Here is a 21991-nt window from a genome sequence, read left to right on the forward strand (position 1 = left end):
GGGTCAGAGCAGGTCGATGGCGGCCAGCACCGATGACGCGAGGGCGAAGATCAGCCCTGCCAGCCCCATCCGCTCGTAGACGATGCCGAACTTCTCGCGGCGCTTGGCGCCCGGGAACGACGCGCTGAGGCCGCTTTCCTCGATCAGCGACAACGCGACGGGCACGTGGCGGAACGCCTTGGCCTTGAACCGCTTGTAGTACTGCAGGACGAAATCGAGGTCGCTGTAGATGCGCCACTTTTCATCGTAGCGCAGGTCGCAGACGCGGAACGCCATGGCCTGGTGGCAGGCGTGGATCACGCCCGCCTTCAGCCGGTGCAGCGGCGCCGCCGGCTCCAGGCCACGCGGGCTGATGTTGTCGCCGTAGATCAGCCAGGCACCCCGGTGCTGGTGGGCGGCCTTCACGATGATGGACAGCGCGTCAGGCCTGGCAAAGCAGTCGCCCGAGTTCATGAACAGCACCCACTCGCCGGTGGCGCGCGAGAGGCCCTTGTTCATGGCCGCGTAGACGCCGTTGTCGGGTTCGCTGACGAATACGTCGATCTCGGCCGCGCGCGACTGCGCCAGTTCCACCGAGCCATCGGTGGAGCCGCCGTCGATGACGAGGTACTGGACCTGGAACGTGTCGGCGTGCTGCATGGCCACACTGTCCATCGTCCGGCCCAGCCCGGCGCGGTTGTTGTAGTTGACGGTGACGACCGAAATCTGGGTCATGGCGTGGCTCCCCGCCTCCGGCGGAGGCGAATGCGCGGGTTGGCGTACGTTTAGACGCTGGCGCCCTTTCCGCGCGGCTGCAACGCGGAAACCTGGTGGCGTGGCGTGTAGATTTTCACGGAAACGCCTACGCCAACGTGGGGTAGCGCACACAGCGTGCGCGACGTGCCGGAACCTGCGCGTGCGGGGGCCTGCGGGGTGATCACTCCGCGCTACGGCCGCGCCCCGTCAGCCGGTCAGCCCGTCACCGTGACGCGCGGATCGCCTTCGGCCATGGCGCCGATCACCGCGGCGTGCCCGAATCCTTCCTTGCGGAAGATGCCCAGCACCGCGTCGACGGCATCGGGCGCGCAAGACACCAGCAGGCCGCCGCTGGTCTGCGGGTCGGTCAGCAGCGCCTGCTGGACGTGCGACACGCCGGCATCGAGCGTGACGTCGTGGCCGTAGCTGGCCCAGTTGCGCCGCGAAGCCCCCGTGACCGCGCCCCCTTCGGCCAGCGCCGCCACGCCGGGCAGCAGCGGCACGCGGGCCATGTCGATCGTGGCGCCCAGCCCGCTGCCCCGGCAGACTTCCAGCAGATGGCCCAGCAGGCCAAAGCCGGTCACGTCGGTGATCGCGTGCACCCCGTCGAGTTCGCCCAGCGCCTTGCCGGGCGTGTTGAGCTGCGTGGTGCTGGCGATCATCTGCCGATAGCCGTAGTCGTCCAGCGATTCCTTCTTGATCGCGGCCGAATAGACGCCCACGCCCAGCGGCTTGCCCAGCACCAGCACGTCGCCGGCCCGCGCGTCGCGATTGCGGCGGACGCGGTCGGGATGCACCAGGCCCATGACTACCAGCCCATAGATCGGCTCGACCGAGTCGATCGAATGGCCGCCGGCAATCGGAATGCCGGCCTCCGCGCAGATCGATTGGCCGCCTTCCAGAATCTTGCCGATGGTCTCGGGCGACAGCTTGTCGACCGGCATGCCCACCAGCGCCAGCGCCATGATCGGCGTGCCGCCCATCGCGTAGACATCGGAAATGGCATTGGTGGCCGCAATGCGCCCGAAATCGTAGGGGTCGTCCACCACGGGCATGAAGAAGTCCGTGGTGGCCACCAGCGCCTGCGTATCGTTGAGCCGGTACACCGCCGCGTCGTCGCTGGTCTCGATGCCCACCAGCAGCCCCGGCGGCGCCGGAAAGTGGCGCGTGTTGCGCAGGATGTCGCCGAGCACGCCCGGCGCGATCTTGCAGCCGCAGCCGCCGCCGTGCGCCAGCGATGTCAGGCGGACTTCACCGCCCTGGTGTTCGATCGATGCGGTCATCAGGCCACCCTCCGCGACGCGATGCGATAGCCGAATGCCGCCGGGTCCAGGCTGTCCAGCGTACCGGCCACGGTCTTCGCCTGCGGATACATCAGGAAGGGCACCGGCGCCAGGCCGCTGGCGGGCAGACGCACGTCGTGGCCATGGTTGTAGGCCACCCAGTTGCCTTCCCAGGCGCCGAACAGCAGCGCGCGGGCGGCCACGACCTTGCTGTCCGTCATCGGCAGGCCGCCCGGCACCTCTTCGAGCGCCACCTTGCGGACATCGGCGGGATCGGCCGGAATCCAGCCATAGCCCGCGGCATGGAATTCGGCCCGGCAATGCTGCGCCCTGGAGATGTCGCCGGCCTTGCCGAGCGCGCGGAAGCCGCGCGGGGAATCGTCCACGCGGATGCCGTACGCATCGCGCGCCGGAATGCCAACCGCGCGCGCCAATGCCACGAACAGGCCGTTGATGTCCGCGCACTTGCCATGCATGAGGCCGCCGGTCTTGAGCATCGTCACCACGTCGCCGGTGCCGCAGCCGCGTACGCTGGCGTCGCGGCAGGTATGGTCCACCACCCACTGGTAGATGGCATGCGCGCGGCTCATGTCGTCTGTCAGGCCGGCGGTGATGGCCAGCGCGGTGGCGCGCACGATGCCGTCGGTGGGCATCAGTTGCGTGGGCCGGCGATACTCGGCCAGGGGGGCAGCGGAATCCGCCGCTTGCGCCGACCGCGCCGGATTGCGCGACGGTGCCGCGCCAAGATCGACATCGCGGTCGCGCAGCGCCACGGTGCTGGTGAGCCGGGCCGACAGCGGGGCGCCGTGCGTGGCGGTGGGCCAGTCGATGACCAGCATGTCCACGCCGTAGCGCCCGGTGCGCGCCGCCCAGGCCCGCGCGCCCGGCGCCATCCATTCGTTCGATACGGTACGCTGATAGTCGCCAAGGCTCGGGGCGGCGACGGGCAGCCACACCGTGGCCGGCGCCGCGGCGGCCGGCAGGTGCACTTCGGTGGTCAGTTCGTAGACGCGCCAGCCGGCGGAGGCCGGATACGGGTCGGCGGGAGAGGCGGAGGAGGGGGCGGAGGAGGGGGCGCAGAAAGCCGGGCCGACGCCCGCGCCAATCGAAACCGGTACTGCGGCACCCAGCCGCAGGAATGCGCGTCTGTCCATGATGATTCCTCTGGATGAGAAGTTCGAGACTCGAAACATGCCCAACCGCTGCTTATGCATGGTAGGTCATGCGCGTGGCAACAGGGAAATCGGCGAAAACCGAAGAGGAATGGCGGAAAGCAGCAGGAGTCGAACCTACCTGGGAACGGCTGGCGCCCCCAACCGGGTTTGAAGCCCGGCCGCATCACCGGATACGGATGCCTTCCCTTGCGGATCTATGACGGCGCTGGCCGGGCAGGCGTGGCCAGCGGGCGCCATTCACTATCGGGGCGCAGCATGCGCGCATTGCCCACGCGGCGAGTGTATCCCGCGCGATCGAAGAACTCCAGAACCTGGATCGTGCGCTTGCGGCCCAGCCCCACGGCGTCGCGAAACGCAATCACCTCCACATGGCCCTGCGCCGCCGCCATCGTGCCGAACAGCCGGGCCATGGTTTCGATGGCGGCTTCGGCATAGAACAGGTCGCGCACCACCTGATGCAGCGTGCCCTGGCGCGCCAGCTTGCGCAGCACCTGGCGCACCTGTTCCTCGGGCGCGCCCAGCGCCACCGCATGCTCGCGCACCCAGGGCGGGTCGAAGCCCCCCGCTGCCACGCGCGGCAGCAACTGCGCGGCCAGTGCCTGATCGGCATCGGTGAAGGTGATGGCGTGGCCCGGCAGGCGCAGCCATCCGCCATGCCGTTCCACGGCCTGCTGCTGCAGCAGCGTGTCGAGCAGGGCGGACCACAGCGCGTCGGGGATCGGCGCGCCCGCAAATGCCACCCGGCGCAGCGAACCGGCGCCCAGGCCGGGCTCGTCGGGCATGCGCGCATGGAAGGCCGTCAGCGTGTCCAGCACGCCGCTGCGCAGTGTATCGAGATAGCGCGACAGGATCAGCGTCTCGCCGATGCGCAGCACGGCGGGCGGCAGCGTCATCGCGCTGGCCGGCAGGCCTGTCAGGCGTACCAGCCGGGCCTCGGCCACGCCGTGCGGCGCATGGTCCAGCAACGGCAGGATGCCGGCCCCGCCGAGCATCTGCTCCACTGCCAGCAGCCAGGCAAGACGCCCGGGCGCACGCCGATGCCGCTCGGGTGCCACGTTGTCGAGCACCACGCCGCCGCCCACGGTCTGCGTGGCCTGCGGATTGCGCAGGATGAAGTGGTCGCCGGCCACCGCACAGACCGGCGCGGCGAATACAAGCTGGGCCAGCGCCATGCCGCCGGGCTCCAGGGCTTCGCAGTCGAGCAGCACGGCATTGGCCATGCGATGCGCGGCGCCAAGATGGACGTGCAGCGGCGACCAGTGACCGATCCGCGAACCGGCGCCCGGATGCAGCGTGAGCCGGACATCGATGCGCGTCACCGGCGCCATCAGCGCGGGATCGACGATCCAGTCGCCGCGATGGATGTCTGCCTTGTCGATGCCGGCCAGGTTCAGCGCGCAACGCTGGCCCGCCAGGCCGGCCTCCGCCGGCCGGTTCTGGGCGTGGATGCTGCGCACGCGCGCGGGCAGGCCCGACGGCGCCACCTGCATCACGTCGCCCACCGCCACGCGGCCGCCGAACACGGTGCCGGTGACGACCGTGCCATGACCGCCCAGCGTGAACACGCGATCCACCGCCAGGCGGAACAGTCCGTCGGCGCCATGGGCCGGCGTATGCTGCGCGGTGTCCTGCAGCCAGGCGCGCAGCGCCGCGACGCCGGGATCGGCATCGTCGGTGGCATTGAGCGGGAACACGTCGGCGCCAGCATAGGGGGTGCCGGCCAGCAGCGCCTCGATCTCGCCGCGCACGCTGGCCAGCTGCGTGGCATCGGCCCGGTCGGCCTTGGTCAGCGCCACCACGGCGCGCGGCACGCCCAGTCGCTCGACGATGGCCAGGTGCTCGCGCGTCTGCGGCATGACGCCATCATCGGCGGCCACCACCAGCAGGGCCAGGTCGATGCCGCTGGCCCCGGCGGCCATCGTATGAATCAGGCGTTCGTGGCCGGGCACGTCGATATAGCCGAGCACGTCGCCATCCGGCAGCGGCGTGTAGGCATAGCCAAGCTCGATCGAGATGCCGCGCGCCTTCTCTTCCTTGAGCCGATCGGTATCGACGCCGGTCAGCGCGCGCACCAGCGTGGTCTTGCCGTGGTCGATATGTCCGGCCGTGCCGACGATCATGGGCGCAGCGCCTCCGCCAGCAGGGGCCACTGCGCCGCGAACGCGGCTTCGTCCCCAGCTTCCAGGCAGCGCAGGTCCAGCCATAGCGCGTCTTCGCTGACGCGGCCGATCACCGGGCGCGGCAGCGCGCGCAGCGCGGCTTCCAGCTGCTGCAGACGCCGGCCGGTACGCTTGCCGGCGTCGCGCGGGCCGATGACCAGCCCGAAGCTGCCCAGTTGCCCGCCCGGCATCGCTCCGCTGCCGATCTGGCTGACCATGGGAACGGCCGCGACCTGCCAGCCATCGCCCAGCGGTGCCTGGACCGCGGGCCGCAGGCGCTCGGCCATCGCCGCCATCTCGCCGGCCGGCCGCGCCAGCAGGCGCAGCGTGGGCAGCGACTGCACCAGCGTGTCCGGATCGCGATACAGCCGCAGCACCGGCTCCAGCGCGGCGAGCGTGAGCTTGCCCACGCGCAGCGCGCGCTTGAGCGGGTTCTTCTTGATCTTCGCGATCAGGTCCGCACGGCCGACGATCAGGCCGGCCTGGGGGCCGCCCAGCAGCTTGTCGCCGCTGAACGTGACCAGGTCCGCGCCTGCGGCGATGGTCTCGCGCACCGTGGTCTCGCGCGGCAGGCCCCACTGGGAGAGGTCGCTCAGCGTGCCGCTGCCCAGATCCACCACCACGGGCAGGCCTAGCGGCTGGGCAATGCGCGCCACGTCGGCCACCTCCACGCTGCGCGTGAAGCCGGTGATCTCGTAGTTGCTGCAATGCACCTTCATCAGCAGCGCCGTACGCGCGCCAATGGCGTTGGCGTAGTCGTGCGGATGCGTGCGGTTGGTCGTGCCGATCTCCACCAGCTTGACGCCGGCGCGCTGCATGACATCGGGAATGCGGAAGGCGCCGCCGATTTCCACCAGTTCGCCGCGCGATACCACCACTTCGCGCCGCTGCGCCAGCGTGTTGAGCATCAGCAGCACGGCCGCCGCGTTGTTGTTGACCACCGTGGCGGCCTGCGCGCCGGTCAGCTCGCAGAGCAGGTCGGCGACCAGATCGTCGCGGTCGCCACGGCCGCCGGTGTCCAGGTCGAATTCGAGATTGGCCGGCGTGGTCATGGCGCGGACGACCGCCTGCACGGCGCCGTCGGGCAGCAGTGCACGGCCCAGGTTGGTATGCAGCACCGTGCCCGTCAGGTTGAACACGGCGCGCATGCGCGGCTCGGCGTCGCGCGCCAGTTGCGCGGCCAGGGCCGCGCACAGCGCGTCGTCGCCGATGGCCTGGCGCGCGAGCTGCCCGGCCACGGCCTGGGCGCGCAGCGCGTCGAGCAGGCGGCGCAGGGCGCTGGTGGCCGGTGCCCGGCCGTAGCGGTCCAGCAACGGCTGCAGGCCCGGCAGCCGCAGCACGCGGTCGACCGATGGGATGTCTGCGGGGCGGGCGGGCATCGACACGGTGTCGTTCATCCGTGCACCTCCGGCATCGCCACGCCGCCGTCATCGTCTTCGTCATCGGCCAGCCATAGCAGCGGGTTGCCGTTGGCGCGGCCGAAGCCGGCTTCGCCCATCATCACGTCGAGCGCCAGAGAGGCCAGATCGTCGGCCAGCGGCTCGACCATCGGGTCCTTCTCCATGTAGGCGATCTTGCGGTAGTGATGGCATTGCCCGCAGGTCTCGGCCTTGAGCGCGTCGCCTTGGCCTTCGACGGCGTAGTAGCTGATGCCTTCGGTGGTTTCGCAATGGCTGCACTTGACGCGCACCATGTGCCATTCGGTGGCGCACAGGCCGCAGTGCAGATAGCGCAGCCCCTGGTAGCGCCCGCCGATGCGCACGATGCTGGCCACGGGCGGCGTGCCGCAGACCGGGCAGACCGTGTGGACGTCCAGCATCGGCAGGTCCTGCTCGCGCAGCAGGCTGGCCAGCACGGTGCGGTCCAGCTGCAGGGCCGCCATCAGCAGCGGCGCGGTGGCGGTGTCGATGGGGCTGTCGGCCGCATGGCGCAGCCCCAGCAGCCCCTGCACGGCGTTGGCCAGCGCATCGGCCGGCATCGCACGCAGGGTGGCCAGCGGGGCCGCGAGTTCAGGGCAGGTGGTGGCCAGCCGGTCGAACAGCGCGGCGGCCGCATGGGGCGCGCCGGCGTCCTGCGCGGTCAGCAGCGGCATGCAGTGCTCGCCGGCACGGTCGATGGCTTCGGGGGACAGGGCCGCGAAACCGGGAGACTCGGCCAGCGACTGCGCCACCCCATGCTGCGCGTCGGCCACGGCGGCCATCAGCAGCAGGTAGGGGCCGATCGGGTTGCCGGGGGCCAGCTGGCGCAGCCGCTGCGCCCGCGCGGCAAATACCTCCGCGCGATCGGGCAGCCGCACACGCGCGATGGCGATGTGGTCGATCGATTCGATTTCCGCCGGCTCCAGAATGCGCTGCACCATCCGTCGTCATCCTCTGGCAGTCCGGCGTGTCTGGCGTATCGGCTTCCCGCCACCGGCCCGCTATTTGTCGCCCGGCCGGAAGGTCTCCCGGAACCAGGTGCGATGATGTTTCCACGCCCAGCCGGGCGTGACCGTTCCGCGCGTCATGGCCTGCACGGAACCCTTAACCCATACGGCTGCATAGATGTGGACAATGATGCCGCAAATCAGCGCGAAGGCGCAAACGGCATGCACGACCGACGCCACCCGCAGGGCCCAGATCGGGAAGAACGCCGAGAAGTAGGTGCGCCAGATGACGATGCCGCTCAGCAGCAACAGCACCAGGCAGCCCACCATCAGGAAGAACAGCAGCTTCTGGCCGGCGTTGTAGCGGCCCACGTCGGGCAGGTTTTCCTCGTGGTTGGTCAGGACGTCGCGTCCGTGGCGCAGCCATTCGCGGTCGCTCCACGTCAGCAGGTTGTGGTGCCAGAACTTCACGGCCAGGATCAGGAAGGCCAGGAACATCACCACGCCCAGGAACGGGTGCAGGATGCGCGTCCAGGTGCCACCGCCGAACAGCGCGCTCATCCAGAACATCGACGGATGGAACAACGCCAGCCCGGACAGCGCCAGCAGCACGAACGTGAGCGCGACGATCCAGTGGTTGGTGCGTTCGCCCGCGGTGTAGCGGCGGATGGTTGCCTCGCGGCGCTTATCGATTCTCATCGCGGACCTCCTCGGGGGGCACCACTTCATCGGGCGTGCCGCGCGGGCGGGGGTTGTCGCGGCCCCAGCGCACGATTTCGTCCTCGGCCGCCGCTTCGTCCTCGGGGCCGGTCTCGTTCGGGCCCACGCGGATGTAGTGGAAGAAGCCGGCCAGCGCCGCGATGGCCATGCCGGCCACGGCCAGCGGCTTGGCCAGGCCCTTCCACAGGCTCACCAGCGGGCTGATATGCGGATCGTCAGGCAGGCCGTGATACAGGCTCGGCTGGTCGGCGTGGTGCAGCACGTACATCACATGAGTGCCCGACACGCCGGCCGGGTTGTACAGGCCGGCCTTCTCGAAGCCGCGCGACTTCAGGTCGACGATGCGTTCCTCGGCATGCTGGATCATGTCGGTCTTGGTGCCGAACACGATGGCGCCGGTCGGGCAGGTCTTCACGCAGGCCGGCTCCTGGCCCACGGCCACGCGGTCGGAGCACAGTGTGCACTTGTAGGCCTTGTGGTCCTGCTTGGAGATGCGCGGGATGTTGAACGGGCAGCCCGTGATGCAATAGCCGCAGCCGATGCAGTTTTCCTCGTGGAAGTCGACGATGCCGTTCGCGTACTGCACGATCGCGCCCGGCGCCGGGCAGGCCTTCAGGCAGCCCGGGTCCTCGCAGTGCATGCAGCCGTCCTTGCGGATCAGCCATTCGAGGTTGCCGTTCGGGTTCTCGTACTCGGCAAACCGCATCAGCGTCCACGTATGCTCGTCCAGATCGGCCGGATTGTCATAGACGCCCACGTTGGTGCCCACATCGCCGCGCAGGTCGTTCCATTCCATGCACGCGGCCTGGCAGGCCTTGCAGCCGATGCACTTGGTGGTGTCGATCAGCTTGGCCACGCTGCCCGTCACGGGCTCGCGCACGCTGGGCGGCGGCGTGGTGGTGGCCGACCGGCGCACGATATCCAGGGACTGTAGTGCCATGTCGGTCTCCTATGCCCGTTCGACCTTGACCATGAACGACTTGAACTCGGGCGTCTGGGTGTTGCCGTCGCCCACGAACGGCGTCAGCGTATTGGCCAGGAAGCCCGGCTTGGTCAGCCCGGTAAAGCCCCAGTGCAGCGGTATGCCAACCATGTGCACGGTCTTGCCGTCGATCCTGAACGGCTTGATGCGCTTGGTCACCAGCGCCACGGCGCGGATATAGCCGCGCATCGACGTCACCTTGACGCGGTCGCCGGCCTTGACGCCCACCTGTTTGGCCAGTTCCTCACCAATTTCCACGAACTGTTCCGGCTGCAGGATGGCGTTGATGCGCGCGTGCTTGGTCCAGTAGTGGAAGTGCTCGGTCAGGCGGTACGTGGTGGCGATGACCGGATAGGCATCGGGCTTGCCGAACTGCGCCCAGTCGTCCTTGAACACACGCGCCGCCGGGTTGCTGATGACCTTGGAGTCCTTGCCGTTGAGCGGGTTGTAGCCCAGCGGGTTCTCGAACGGCTCGTAGTGCTCGGGGAACGGCCCCTCCACCATGGTCTGCCGCGCAAAGAACCGCGCCACGCCTTCGGCCTGCATGATGAACGGGCCCATGCCGTTGGCCGGGTCTTCGTCGAGCTTGAAGTCGGGCGTGTCAAAGCCGGTCCAGCTCTTGCCGTTCCACGCGATCAGCTTGCGCGCCGGATTGAACGGCTTGCCGCTCACGTCGCACGACGCGCGGTTGTACAGCACGCGGCGGTTGGCCGGCCAGGCCCACGACCAGTTCAGGTTCTGGCCGATGCCGGTGGGGTCGCTGTTGTCGCGCTTGGCCATCTGGTTGCCGGCCTGCGTCCACGACCCGCAGTAGATCCAGCAGCCGCTCATGGTGCTGCCGTCGGCCTGCAGCTCGCCAAAGCTGTTGAGCTGCTCGCCGGCCTTGCGCACCACCTTGGTCGGGTCCTTCGGGTCCACCAGGTCGGTCAGGGCCCGGCCCGAATACTCCTTGGCCAGTTCCTCGGGCGAGGGCGAGTGCGGCACCGCATAGGGCCACCAGAGGTTGACGATCGGATCGGGATACTTGCCGCCTTCCTTCTGGTACATGGCGCGGATGCGCAGCCACAGCGCCGCCATGATCTCGATGTCGCTGCGCGCCTCGCCCGGCGGATCGGCGCCCTGCCAGTGCCATTGCAGCCAGCGCGACGAATTGACCAGCGCGCCGTTTTCCTCGGCAAAGCAGGTGGTGGGCAGGCGGAACACCTCGGTCTGGATCGACTTCGAATCGACGTTGTTCGATTCGCCGTAATTTCGCCAGAATTCGCTGGTCTCGGTAGCCAGCGGGTCCATCACCACCATGAACTTGAGCTGGCTCAGGCCCTTGAGCAGCTTGGCCTTGTTGGGCGCCGCCGCCAGCGGGTTGAAGCCCTGCAGGATGTAGCCGTTGATGCGCCCGGCGTTCATCATCTCGAACACCTGCAGCATGTCGTACGGCTTGTCGAGCTTGGGCAGGTAGTCGAACGCCCAGTTGTTATCCTGGGTGGCCGCCGGCCCCCACCAGGCCTTCATCAGGCTCACATGGAACTTGCCGTAGTTCTGCCAGTAGCTGAGCTGGTTGGGCCGCAGCGGCTTGAACGAGCGGGCCTCGATGTACTTGCCGTAGTCCGTCTCGGAGTCTGACGGCAGCGTCAGGTACCCGGGCAGCAGGTTGGTCATCAGGCCCAGGTCGGTCAGGCCCTGGATGTTCGAGTGCCCGCGCAGCGCGTTCATGCCGCCGCCGGCAATGCCGATATTGCCCAGCAGCAGCTGCACCATGGCGCCCGTGCGGATCATCTGCGAGCCGATCGAGTGCTGCGTCCAGCCCAGCGCGTACATGATCGTCATGGCGCGGTCGGGCGTGGCCGTCGACGCCATCATCTCGCAGACCTTCAGGAACCTGTCCTGCGGCGTGCCGCAGACGCGTTCCACCATCTCGGGCGTATAGCGCGCGTAGTGGGCCTTCAGCAACTGGTAGACGCAACGCGGGTGGGCCAGCGTGGGGTCGGTCTTCACGAACCCGTCGTCGCCCATTTCCCAGTCCCAGGTTTCCTTGAGGTAGTGGCGCTTCTCGGCGTCGTAGCCCGAGAAGATGCCGTCCTTGAACTGGTAATCCTCGCGGACGATGAACGTCATGTCCGTGTAGTTCTTCACGTACTCGTGCTGGATCTTGTCGTTTTCCAGCAGCCAGCGGATCACGCCGCCCAGGAACACGATGTCCGTGCCGGTGCGGATCTGCACGTAGTAGTCCGCCACCGATGCCGACCGCGTGAAGCGCGGGTCCACCACGATCAGCCGCGCCTTGTTGTGCGCCTTGGCCTCGGTGACCCACTTGAATCCGCACGGGTGTGCCTCGGCGGCATTGCCGCCCATGATCAGGATGACGTCCGCGTTCTTGATGTCGACCCAATGGTTCGTCATCGCGCCACGGCCAAACGTCGGGGCAAGACCTGCCACCGTCGGGCCGTGTCAGACACGCGCCTGGTTGTCGAATCCCAGCATGCCAAGACTGCGGACAGTCTTGTGCGTGATGTAGCCCACCTCGTTGCTGCTGGCGGACGCCGCCAGCATCGCGGTACTGAGCCAGCGGTTGACCGTGGCGCCCTGCTCGTTCTTCTCGATGAAGTTGGCGTCGCGGTCCTGCTTCATCAGCTTGGCGATGCGGTCCAGCGCGTCGTCCCACGTCATGCGCTGCCACTTGTCAGAGCCCGGCGCGCGGTACTCAGGGTATTGCAGGCGGTTGGGACTATGGATGAAGTCGATCAGCCCGGCCCCCTTTGGGCACAGCGTGCCGCGGTTCACCGGGTGATCGGGGTCGCCTTCGATATGGATGATGCTGGCCTTTGCGTTCTTGGCATTGTCGCCAAGGCTGTACATCAGCAGCCCACACGCCACCGAGCAATAGGGACATGTATTGCGGGTCTCGGTGGTGCGCGCCAGCTTGTAGGCCCGCACCTCCGCCAGCGCCACGTCGGGCGCGAACCCGATCAGCGCCAGGCTTGACCCCGCCAGCGACGCTCCCGTGAATTTCAGGAACTGTCGGCGGTTCATCGTAACCATGGGTACACCTCCTGAGACCGGACCGCCGTCCGGTCATGGACGTTCTGCGAGGACAAGGACGAGTATAGGCAATAGTGGCGTTTTCGCTATGTGCGGTGCGAAATTGTGACGGGACAGGCTATCTTCCGCCTCCCATATGGCTTTGCGCGACGGTGCTCTGGGGGCCATTAAAAATGTAACAGCCATGTATGCCAAATATTACAAATTCGTCACCTGTCAATGCCCCTGATGTGGGTTATGCGGCGCAAGTCGACTCGGACACACTCCACGCCGCCTGGTAATGCGGTTGCATAACGCCTGCGTGTGATGTAGGAGGCGCGCCAGAGGGTCCGGGCAGCCCAGGCCGGAAAAACCGGCACGTGGCGCGTCAAATCTGTCTCGACCGCGCTCGCCAGCCTGGCAACGACGTTGAAGCCCGTGATCGACCTGTCCAACGTCGACCCCATCAAGGCACAGCTCGTGGCCGCCAACGGCGCCAATGCCGGCAACGCGCTCGATCAACTGCTGGATCGCCTGGGCGAGCAACTGAAGAAGGCCCAGACGACGCTGGCGCAGCTGTCGGCAGCCGTAGGCAACAATGCCGGCGCTGCGGCCATTCAGACCATTCTCCAGACGGCATCGGAAACGTGTTCCGGCCTGCGTACTGGCGACTATCTGGCAGCCACGCCGATTGGCGTTATGACGGTGCACGTCGATGCCACGAACCTGACCATGACCCAGCCCAACGGCCAGGGCGGCACGCTGAACGTCCAGCTGGCGCCGGTCCCGCAACAGGCTTGCCGCTTCACGGCATCGGCCGGTGGTGCGGTGTCCGACATCCAGGTATCGCCGTCGGGCGTGATGCTGGCCCGCAATGTTCCGAGCCAGGGTAGCCCGGCCGTGCTGCCTAACCTGGTGGTGCCGGCGCAGTCGCTGTCGGTGGCCGATCTGGCCGGTAACTGGAACGCCCTGGGCTTCGAGACAAGTGGCGGCACCTACCAGCCGACGCGCGTCAAGCTGACGTTCGACGCGAATGGCAAGGCGCTGGCGGGCGCCGACTGCGCGGGCCTGGACAGTTGCACGTCCTGGGCGGCCAATGAACTGCCCAGGCTTTCGGCACAGCCAGGCGGTGGTTTTGCGCTGACCGACAGCAATGGCACGGCCTACGTCGCCGCATTCAAGGGTACCGACGGCCTGGTCTCCGCCGTCATCTCGAGCGCGAGCGGCCTGATCGTCGGCACGAAGCAGGTAGTGCGTCCGATGCCGGTAGTCGGCGCGAAGAACGCGTACTGGGACCTCACGTTCTTTGGCGATCTGAGCGTCAACGTCGGCGCCGGTGCGACCGAAATCATCACGGTGGACGCCGCATCCAGCACTTACACGCGCAAGCGCAACGACAACCGCGTGGATACGTGGGTGCAGAACAAGCCGGCGGATGGCCTACGCTATCGCGGCCCGACGAACGACACCACGGCCCGGGAAGGTATTTCCCTGGTGCTGGGCAACACAGGCGTCGCCGTCATGATCAGCCTCGATGTCCGTTCGCTGTTCTACGACATTTCCGTGAATCGCCCGTAGTCATGATGTCCGGGCGGCGCAAGCCGCCTGTGATCGCAATCGAAAAAACCCGCTTTCGCAGCGGGTTTTTTCTTTCTTCAGCCGCGGTCGGACGCCCCGATCAAAAATCCACCTTCTGTCCCGGTTCCGGCACGATCACCGCCGTGGCGGCCGATGTACCGAGCGCCGTCTTCAGTTCGGCGGGCGTGCCGCGCAGCATCGGGCTGGTGCCGTAGTGCATCGGGATCGCGTACCGGGGCCGGATGAAGTCGCGCAGCGCGATGGCGGCGTCCTGGGGGCCCATCGTGAAGTGGCCGCCAATGGGGATCAGCACCAGGTCGGGCTTGTAGCGGTCGGCCACCATCCTCATGTCGCCGTAGAGCCCGGTATCGCCCATGTGCCAGATCTTGAAGCCGTTCTCCATCTCGATGATGTAGCCCACGGGCTCGCCGCCGTAATGGGTTTCGTCCTTGCCGGTGGCGGGATTCTTCCAGACCAGTTCCGACGAATGCTCGGCGTGCACGGCGGTGATCTTCGGACCGTTGTCGCCCAGCGGCGCGATGGTGCCGCTCTTGCCGAAGCGCATGGCCTGGGTGGCCGGCAATTGTCCCAGCGTAAGCAGCTGCTGGCTCAGGCCGCCGGCATTCCACAGCGGTGCGTTGGTGAGCTTGGCCAGCGCGACGGCATCGCCCAGGTGGTCGCCATGCGCGTGCGTGACCAGGATCAGGTCGACCTTGCCCAGCGCGGACAACTGCTTGTATTCGGCGGGCGTCTTCGGATTGCCGGTCAGCCATGGGTCGACGACGATGACCTTGCCGCCCGGCGTGGTGATGCGCATGGCCGACTGGCCCAGCCACAGGACTTCGGTCTTGCCCGCGGCCACTGGCGCCGTGGCAGCGGCGGCCGGCTGTGCCGGCACGGGTGTAGGCGAAACGCTGGTGGCGCAGGCGCCGAGCAGCCCGATGGCGCCGGCCAGCAGCAAGCGTGGCGCACAGGATGGCAGGCGCGAAAGCCCCGGAAGGCGGCGTGTGATCATGGTCGTCCCTGGTTGAAGTTGTCTCGACATTGCCAAAACCGCACCGCTTCAGGGGAGGATTCGCGCAGGCACTGAGGCGTTGCGAGGTGGAGTATTTGCATGCGCCGATGCGCTGTCAACCGGCGTTTCCCACCAGGGCCGGGCCGGACGCCGCAGGAAGTTGTAACGCCAAATTCAAGAAACGGCGATCCCTGCGCGCCGGCAGGCCGTCCGGCGGGTAGCGATGTCTCCGTGCGCTTACATCTGCTCACGACGGCGTAACCCACTGTAATCATCGGGCGTCCATCATGCATTCCGTAGAGAGGGCCAGGGTTGGCCCGACTGAAGGAGTGAAAGATGCGCAAGTCGATTCGTTACACCGGTATCGCTGTCCTGAGTGCCGCCATGCTGGTCGCCGGGACCGCCTCGGCCCACGACCGCTATCACCGTGGCGGTGGCGGATCTTCGGCAGGTGCCGCCATTGCGGTGGCGGCCGTGGCGGGCCTGGCGCTGGGCGCGCTGGTGGCCAGCAGCCAGCCGGTCTACGCCGCGCCGGCGCCGGTCTACGCGCCGCCGCAGCCGGTGGCCTATGCCGCGCCGGCCGTGCCGCCGGGCTACTGCTATAGCAACTACCAGGGTGGCTACGTGCCGTGCGGCCGTCCGGCGCCGGTGCAGTACGCCCCGCCGCAACAGTACTACGGCTATTGAGGCAGGCAGTACAGGCAGTACAGGCGGCGTGGGCCGGATCGACGCCGGCCCGCGCCGGCCACGGGAACGCCGGGCCGCCCCCGTATTGCGCGATATCCGGCGTGCTTCCTCAGGTCGAAACTTTGGCGGGGGCAGGGGCAGCCGATGACGCGGGCGCATGCTCGACGTCGATGCCCCAGTCGCCGTGTTCGTACCAGTCGTCGCCCAGCAGTTCCATCGGATGCTGCGTCCGGCTTGACCCGTTGCCGCAGCCCATGGCATCGACCGCGCAGTACCTGTCGCAGCCCCAGCAGATGCGCTCGGGATGTTTCGGATGAATCGGAAATTTCTTGGCCATGGCGAATGCGCGGACGTGCGGGGTAAGGGCGCACGCCGACGCCATCGATCGTAGTCCGTTTATCACGAGAATTTGGCGATATGGCTATTCGCTTTGCGCTGCATCAAACGCAGATCCACGACGTGGAATCCGCCCACGGCCGCCTCTCTGAAGTAAGCAGCCCATGCACAGCCGCCGTCCCGGGCAATGCTTACAACCGTGAGTAGCCGCTGCCATCCGGCGGTGCCTTGCCTGACCGCAGGATTACGAAATGTCTGCCGTGCTGCCCACCCGCACACTGGAACGGCGTTTGCGTGACAGGCGGGGGAGTCCCCTTGTGCTTCCGCCCGGGCCGGGGGGTGACTAACGGTTCGATGGAGGAAACCATGCGGAAGACGACAACGACGGCAGCAGCACTGGCCCTGGTGATGATGATGCTCGGCGGCTGTACGGCAGCTGGCAGTGGTACGGGCTCCGGCTCGGTGGCAGGCTCCGGCGCCGTGACCCCGACCGATTCGGGCAGCTCGCGCAGCGGCCATTACGGCGGCGGCGGCTATGGCACGGCCCCTAGCGGCAGCACGAGCGGCAGCACCAGCGGCAGCGGCGCCACTTCGGGCAGCTCTTCGCGCTAAGCCCGAACCGGTTGGCGCACAGGCAGTACAGGGCGGGCCCGCGTGGCCCGCTTTTGCATGGCTTCCGCCCTGGGCCGCCGCCCTGGGCCGCGAGATCTAGCGGCGGCGCATCACCAGGTACAGCCCCGCCGCCGCGATGGCCATGCCGGGCCAGGCCATCGGCGCCAGCGATTCGCCCAGCAGGACGAACGCAATGACCGCCGTGGCCGGGGGCACCAGGAAGAACAGCGCCGACACGCGCGACGCCTCGCCATGCCGGATCATCGCGAGCAGCAGCGAGATCGCCACCAGCGAGTTGCCGACGACCAGGTACGCCAGCGACCCGAACAGGCCCGGCGTCCATTGTACGTGCATCGGTTCCAGCCACCAGGCCAGCGGGGCGGTGACCAGCAACGCCACGGTGTACTGGACCGTGTTGGCCAGTACCGGATGCACCGGCGCGCCAAAGCGTTTTTCCCATAGCGTGCCGCTGGTCATTGCCAGCAGCGCCAGCAGCGCGAAGGCGAGGCCCAGCGGCGACGTCATCTGCACCGGCGATCTGGCCGTGATGACCATCACGGCACCGGCCACCCCGAGCGCCAGCCCCGCCCACCGCACGCGGTCCACGCGCTCGCCGGCGATGGCCGGCGCCAGCAGCCCGATCAGGATCGGCTGTTGCGACGTGACCAGCGCCACCGCGCCCGCCGACATGCCCAGCTTGAGGCTCAGATAGGTGCATGCAAAATAGCCGGCCTGGATCAGCAGGCCGATCATCGCCAGATGCAGCCAGGGCGCCAGGCCGCGCGGCATCGGCGGGCGCAGCCACAGGCAGGGGCCGATCAGCAGCGCCACCACGCAGGCGTAGCGCAGCGCCAGGAATGTCAGCGGATCGGCATACTGCAGGCCCAGCTTCAGAAAGACGAAGCCGCAGGACCACAGCAGCAGGAACAGGGCGGGGGCCAGGCGCAGCCAGAGCGGGGTGGCCGGCGCCTGCAACATGCGTTCTGGCATGGACGAGGGGCCCGGACGGCGGCCATGGCGGGGATCAGGCGCAACGATAACATCGGATCTCCTGCTGCATCGCCGCACTGCCGGGGACGCGCCCGCGCGCCACGGCCGCGTGTTCGCTATGCACGGTCGATCCAGACGGCAGCGGCGGTGTCGGGCGCCCATCATCGGCGCGGGGCGTGTGCTAGATTAGGCGCCGGCTCCCGGCATGGGGAGTAACCGGTGTGGCGGGATTCCCATGGACTCACTGATCACGGCGGCGGCGCGCGCGCTGGCGGCCGGCGACCCGCTCGGCGCGCTGAACCGCATCGCCCTGCGCGATGACGCCTCCGCGCTGGCCCTGCGCGGCATTGCCATGTCGCAGCTGGGCGATTTCACGCGTGCCCGCGCGCTGTTGCGCGGCGCGGCGCGCGCCTTTGGCCCCCGCGAACATATCGCGCGGGCCCGCTGCACCGTGGCCGAAGCCGAGATCGCCCTGGTTTCGCGCGACCTTGGCTGGCCCGCCAGGGCGCTGGACACGGCCTGGCGCGTGCTCGACACCCATGGCGACACGCTCAACGCCGCGCACGCGCGCTACCTGATCGCGCGGCATCACCTGCTTACCGGCCAGCTCGACGATGCCGAGCAGACCATCGCCACGATCGATCCCGCACCGTTGCCGCCCGCCCTGCGCGCCGCGCATGAACTGGTGGCGGCCGGCATCGCCATGCGTCGCGTGTCGTTCACGCCTGCGCGCGATGCCTTGCAGCGTGCCGGCATCGCGGCGCGGCAGGCCGGCATTCCCGCGCTGATGGCGGAAGTCGATGGCGCCCTGGACACGCTGCGCGCGCCGGTGGCACGTCTGCTGGCGCGGGGCACGGAGCAGCCACTGCGGCTCGATGCGGTGGAAGCCTGGTTGGCGTCCGGTGCCCTGATCGTCGATGCCTGCCGCATGGCCGTGCGGCAGCGCGGCGCCGTCGTGCCGCTGGCGCGGCGGCCGGTGTTGTTTGCGCTGGCCCGCGCGCTGGCGCAGGCGTGGCCCGGCGACGTGCCGCGCGACGCGCTGATCGCCACGGCCTTCCGCATGCGACACCCCGACGACACGCACCGCGCGCGCCTGCGTGTGGAAATCGGACGGCTGCGCAAGGCGCTGGGCGAACTGGCGCGCATTCTCGCCACGCCGCAAGGGTTTGCGCTGCTACCGCCTGCCGGGGTCGAGATCGTGGTGATGACGCATCCCGTGGAGCAAGCCCATGCGGCGGTGCTGGCGTGCCTGGCCGATGGCGAATCGTGGTCGAGTTCGGCACTGGCGCTGGCGCTGGGCACCAGCCAGCGCACGGTGCAGCGGGCGCTCGACGCGCTGGCGGGGGCGGGCAAGGTCCAGCCGGTGGGCGGCGGCCGTGCGCGCCGCTGGATGACGCCGCCGATGGCCGGATTCGCGACGGCCTTGTTACTCCCGCCGCCGCTGCCCGGCGCGTAGCATGGTTTCCAGATCCACCACGCAGCCGCGCCGCCATGCGCCGCTTGCAAACGTCCAAAGGAAATCATCATGAAGCGTATTGCCGCAGAGATTGTCCAGGAGTACGGTCCCTTCCCGGGTGTCGATCATGTTCACGGCCTGACGTACGACGGCAAGCAGGTCTGGTTCGCCGTGGGCGACCGGCTGCTGGCGCTCGACCCCGCCAGCGGCAAGGCCGGGCGCGCGATCAGTGTGCCGGCGCATGCCGGCACCGCGTTCGATGGCCGGTATCTGTTCCAGATCGCCGAGCGCCGCATCCAGAAGATCGATCCGCAGACCGGGGCGGTGGTGGCAACGATCCCGGCGCCGGGAAACGGCAATGACTCGGGGCTGGCCTGGGCCGAAGGGTCGCTCTGGGTGGGCCAGTATCGCGACCGCAAGATCCACGAGATCGATCCCGGCACCGGCGCGATCCGCCGCACCATCGAATCGAGCCGCTTTGTTACCGGCGTGACGTGGGTCGATGGCCAGCTCTGGCACGGCACCTGGGAGAACGACCAGAGCGAACTGCGCCATGTCGATCCGCAATCGGGGAAGGTGCTCGAAGCGGTGGAGATGCCGGCCGGCATGGCCGTGTCGGGCCTGGAGTCGGACGGCGCGGACCGCTTCTATTGCGGCGGCGGCGACAGCGGCAAGGTGCGCGCGGTGAAGCGGCCGAGGTAAGCAGCTAACCCTCAGCGCCTCTCCCGCCATGCGGGAGGGGATAGCCAGGCGGGATCGGTGCCGGGGGCGTCAGACCTGGATGAAGTCGTGCGGCGACGGCGCGGCGCTTTTGGGCGTCTCGCCAATCATTTCCAGCACCGTGGATTCGATCATGTAGGACATCGCCGTCAGGGCCAGGTCGTTGGCTTCCTCGCCGAACGGTTCCTCGATCTCGGCGCTCAAGGCTTCGAGCGCGAAGAACGTATAGGCGATGAAGCAGACGATGACCGGCGTCATCAGGCCGATCGAGTCGAGCAGCCCGAACGGCAGCAGCACGCAATAGAGATAGATGCAGCGGTGGATGATGACCGAGTACGTGAACGGAATCGGTGTGCTGGCCAGCCGTTCGCAGCCGCCCAGCGCGGTGCCGAGCTGGTTCAGCGACATCTCCATCGGCTGGGCCAGCGCCGGCGCCAGCTGGCCCGCCCGGAGCCGCTCGCCAACCCATTCCCCAGCCATCAGCAGCACGATGGCCGGCTTGAACGTCGCCGCCTTCAGCCGCGCGGCATCGGCCTCGTCGAGGAACGGGGCCACGTCCGGCCAGGCGTCGGTGCCGCGCAACTGGTGGCGCAAGGCGTGCACGAAGGCGCAGAGCCGGTACGCCAGCCGCCGCGCGTCGTGCTGGTCGGCCACCAGCGTCAGTGCCTGGCGGGTCAGCGAGCGCGATTCGTTGAGCACGCTGCCCCATAGCGTACGGCCTTCCCAGAAGCGCGCGTAGCTGGTGCTGTTGCGAAAGCCCAGGAAGATGGCCAGCGTCAGGCCGATCAGCGAGAACGGCACGAAATTCAGCGACACCTTCCATTCGCCGATGCGCCCGTGAAAGAACGTGATGACCGCGGCGAACAGCGTGATCGTGATGAGCTGCGGGGCAATCCTGGGCAGGACCGACCCCCGCAGCACGAACAGCATCCGGAACCAGTGAAGCGGCGGGCGGGTAATCATCGGCGTGCGGACATCGAGGCAAAGGCGCCATGTTCGCACGCCGGCGCGCCGGCCGACAGGGGGGCGAGCGATCAGCGATCGCTGCGGATCGGCCCGAATTCCACGGGTACCCAGGTATAGCCGACCTGATCGCGCCGCACGTGCCCCAGCCCCGGGAACGGCAGGTGCGCGCCACCCACCCACAGCTTGCCCTTTGCCGCATCGGCCAGCACGCGCTGGCGCGTCAGCACGGCCTGGTGGCTGTCCACGTCGAACTCGATGGCGATGTTCGGGCGGCGGAACTGCGTGGCGTGGCTGTGGACGATATCGCCCCACAGCAGCAGGTTTTCCTTGCCGGCCGCGAACAGGTAGCCGGTATGGCCCGGCGTGTGGCCGCGCGTGGGCACGGCCCGCACGCCGGGGATCGGTTCCTCGCCGGCGGTGGCGTTGAAGGTGCGGAAATGGTTGGCGGCCTGGTACGGCGCCACGGCATCGCGCGCCATGCCGAACAGCGGCCGGGCGCCTTCGGGGGCGCTGGCGGCCGCCGATTCGCTGAGCCAGTAGTCGGCATCGGCCTTGTCGGCGTAGACCGTGGCGTTGGGGAACACGGGCTTGCCGTCGGCGGTCAGGCCGCAGGCGTGGTCGCCATGCAGGTGGGTCAGCAGCACCGTATCCACCTGTTCCGGGGTGTAGCCGGACGCACGCAGGTTCTGCACGATGCCGCCCAGCGTCGGGCCGAAGCAGGCGGCCGCGCCGGTATCCACCAGCACCAGGTGCGTGCCCGTGTTGACCAGGTAGGCATTGACCGCCGTCTGCATGCCGGGTGTCGATGCCACGAACATGCGCGCCAGCAGGCTCTGTACCTGGCGCGCGCTGGTGTACTTCAGCACCTTGGGGTCCAGATCGATATAGCCGTCGTAGAGCGCGGTGACTTCGAGCTGGCCCACCATCATGCGGTAGTAGCCCGGCACCTGCGTCTTCTGCTGGGCGGGCGGGGCGGCTTGGGCGTCGCTGGCCGCCAGCGGCAACGCGGTGGCCATCACGGCGGCCACGGCGGTGGCGGTAGCGGCAGCCGACAGGCGGGACAGCAGCGGCGACAGCAGCGAAGACAGCGGGGAAGGGGACATGCGGGCGCGGGGCAGGCGGCGCGATTCCATCGTAATTCTCCGAGTGAACGAGGTTGGCATCTGCAATGTGTTGCAGATGTACGCAAATCGTCAC

Annotated in this window: 19 protein-coding genes and 1 tRNA gene; 5 read left to right on the plus strand and 15 right to left on the minus strand. The window is 68.3% G+C overall.

What is annotated here, in order from left to right:
* Positions 1 to 3: 3 nt before the first annotated feature.
* From AC24R4_RS06980 to fdnG, 10 genes are all read right to left on the minus strand, one after another.
* Positions 4 to 714 (minus strand): glycosyltransferase family 2 protein, encoded by a 711-nt coding sequence (locus AC24R4_RS06980; RefSeq protein WP_487522571.1) that lies wholly within the window; start codon positions 712 to 714, stop codon positions 4 to 6.
* Between the two features lie 236 nt (positions 715 to 950).
* Positions 951 to 2018 (minus strand): selenide, water dikinase SelD, encoded by a 1068-nt coding sequence (gene selD, locus AC24R4_RS06985; RefSeq protein ID WP_487522572.1) that lies wholly within the window; start codon positions 2016 to 2018, stop codon positions 951 to 953.
* Entirely contained in the window at positions 2018 to 3172 is a 1155-nt protein-coding gene (locus tag AC24R4_RS06990; RefSeq protein WP_487522573.1) for a transglutaminase-like domain-containing protein, read from the minus strand. Before AC24R4_RS06990 ends, selD begins: the two co-directional genes overlap by 1 nt.
* A gap of 110 nt (positions 3173 to 3282) precedes the next feature.
* A tRNA-Sec gene (locus tag AC24R4_RS06995) sits at positions 3283 to 3378 on the minus strand.
* A gap of 9 nt (positions 3379 to 3387) precedes the next feature.
* Entirely contained in the window at positions 3388 to 5313 is a 1926-nt protein-coding gene (gene selB / locus AC24R4_RS07000; RefSeq protein ID WP_400393661.1) for a selenocysteine-specific translation elongation factor, read from the minus strand.
* Positions 5310 to 6749, minus strand: coding sequence for an L-seryl-tRNA(Sec) selenium transferase (gene selA, locus AC24R4_RS07005; RefSeq protein ID WP_400393663.1), 1440 nt, complete (start codon positions 6747 to 6749; stop codon positions 5310 to 5312). Before selA ends, selB begins: the two co-directional genes overlap by 4 nt.
* Complete coding sequence (gene fdhE, locus AC24R4_RS07010; protein WP_400393665.1) at positions 6746 to 7711, minus strand: formate dehydrogenase accessory protein FdhE; 966 nt, start codon at positions 7709 to 7711, stop codon at positions 6746 to 6748. The genes selA and fdhE overlap by 4 nt, the downstream gene beginning before the upstream one ends.
* Positions 7712 to 7771: 60 nt before the next feature.
* Entirely contained in the window at positions 7772 to 8416 is a 645-nt protein-coding gene (locus tag AC24R4_RS07015; protein WP_400393667.1) for a formate dehydrogenase subunit gamma, read from the minus strand.
* Positions 8403 to 9377, minus strand: coding sequence for a formate dehydrogenase subunit beta (gene fdxH / locus AC24R4_RS07020; protein ID WP_400393669.1), 975 nt, complete (start codon positions 9375 to 9377; stop codon positions 8403 to 8405). The genes AC24R4_RS07015 and fdxH overlap by 14 nt, the downstream gene beginning before the upstream one ends.
* Positions 9378 to 9386: 9 nt before the next feature.
* Complete coding sequence (gene fdnG, locus AC24R4_RS07025; protein ID WP_400393671.1) at positions 9387 to 12455, minus strand: formate dehydrogenase-N subunit alpha; 3069 nt, start codon at positions 12453 to 12455, stop codon at positions 9387 to 9389.
* Positions 12456 to 12863: 408 nt separating this feature from the next.
* Here fdnG and AC24R4_RS07030 point away from each other — a divergent pair, with 408 nt between their 5' ends.
* The gene (locus AC24R4_RS07030) at positions 12864 to 14012 is read left to right on the plus strand and encodes a hypothetical protein (RefSeq protein ID WP_487522574.1); all 1149 of its coding nucleotides are present in this window, start codon (positions 12864 to 12866) and stop codon (positions 14010 to 14012) included.
* Between the two features lie 100 nt (positions 14013 to 14112).
* Here AC24R4_RS07030 and AC24R4_RS07035 read toward each other — a convergent pair whose 3' ends face one another.
* Entirely contained in the window at positions 14113 to 15027 is a 915-nt protein-coding gene (locus AC24R4_RS07035) for a metal-dependent hydrolase (RefSeq protein WP_487522575.1), read from the minus strand.
* Positions 15028 to 15363: 336 nt separating this feature from the next.
* Between AC24R4_RS07035 and AC24R4_RS07040 the strand changes: the two genes are divergently transcribed.
* Positions 15364 to 15714, plus strand: a complete 351-nt coding sequence (locus tag AC24R4_RS07040) for a mechanosensitive ion channel protein MscS (RefSeq protein ID WP_400397142.1) — start codon at positions 15364 to 15366, stop codon at positions 15712 to 15714.
* A 109-nt stretch (positions 15715 to 15823) separates the two neighbouring features.
* On the opposite strand, the gene AC24R4_RS07045 is transcribed toward AC24R4_RS07040, so the two are convergent.
* Positions 15824 to 16051 carry a DUF3079 domain-containing protein gene (locus AC24R4_RS07045; RefSeq protein WP_487522576.1) on the minus strand — a complete coding sequence of 76 codons (228 nt, stop codon included), beginning with the start codon at positions 16049 to 16051 and terminating at the stop codon, positions 15824 to 15826.
* Between the two features lie 365 nt (positions 16052 to 16416).
* Here AC24R4_RS07045 and AC24R4_RS07050 point away from each other — a divergent pair, with 365 nt between their 5' ends.
* A complete protein-coding gene (locus AC24R4_RS07050; RefSeq protein WP_400396869.1) occupies positions 16417 to 16662 on the plus strand; it encodes a hypothetical protein in 246 nt (81 codons plus the stop codon).
* 96 nt (positions 16663 to 16758) lie between these two features.
* Here the strand turns inward: AC24R4_RS07050 and AC24R4_RS07055 are convergent, their stop codons facing one another.
* Entirely contained in the window at positions 16759 to 17652 is an 894-nt protein-coding gene (locus AC24R4_RS07055) for a DMT family transporter (RefSeq protein ID WP_487522577.1), read from the minus strand.
* Positions 17653 to 17887: 235 nt separating this feature from the next.
* Between AC24R4_RS07055 and AC24R4_RS07060 the strand changes: the two genes are divergently transcribed.
* Positions 17888 to 19108: a helix-turn-helix domain-containing protein gene (locus tag AC24R4_RS07060; RefSeq protein WP_487522578.1), complete on the plus strand. Its 1221-nt coding sequence runs from the start codon at positions 17888 to 17890 to the stop codon at positions 19106 to 19108.
* A 69-nt stretch (positions 19109 to 19177) separates the two neighbouring features.
* Positions 19178 to 19810 carry a Vgb family protein gene (locus tag AC24R4_RS07065; protein WP_400395883.1) on the plus strand — a complete coding sequence of 211 codons (633 nt, stop codon included), beginning with the start codon at positions 19178 to 19180 and terminating at the stop codon, positions 19808 to 19810.
* Positions 19811 to 19879: 69 nt separating this feature from the next.
* Here AC24R4_RS07065 and AC24R4_RS07070 read toward each other — a convergent pair whose 3' ends face one another.
* Both AC24R4_RS07070 and AC24R4_RS07075 read right to left on the minus strand, forming a co-directional pair.
* Positions 19880 to 20791 (minus strand): bestrophin family protein, encoded by a 912-nt coding sequence (locus AC24R4_RS07070; protein ID WP_400395881.1) that lies wholly within the window; start codon positions 20789 to 20791, stop codon positions 19880 to 19882.
* 71 nt (positions 20792 to 20862) lie between these two features.
* Positions 20863 to 21810, minus strand: a complete 948-nt coding sequence (locus AC24R4_RS07075; protein ID WP_400395885.1) for an MBL fold metallo-hydrolase — start codon at positions 21808 to 21810, stop codon at positions 20863 to 20865.
* Positions 21811 to 21991 lie beyond the last annotated feature (181 nt).

The sequence above is a fragment of the Cupriavidus sp. CER-90 genome (genome assembly GCF_057652055.1).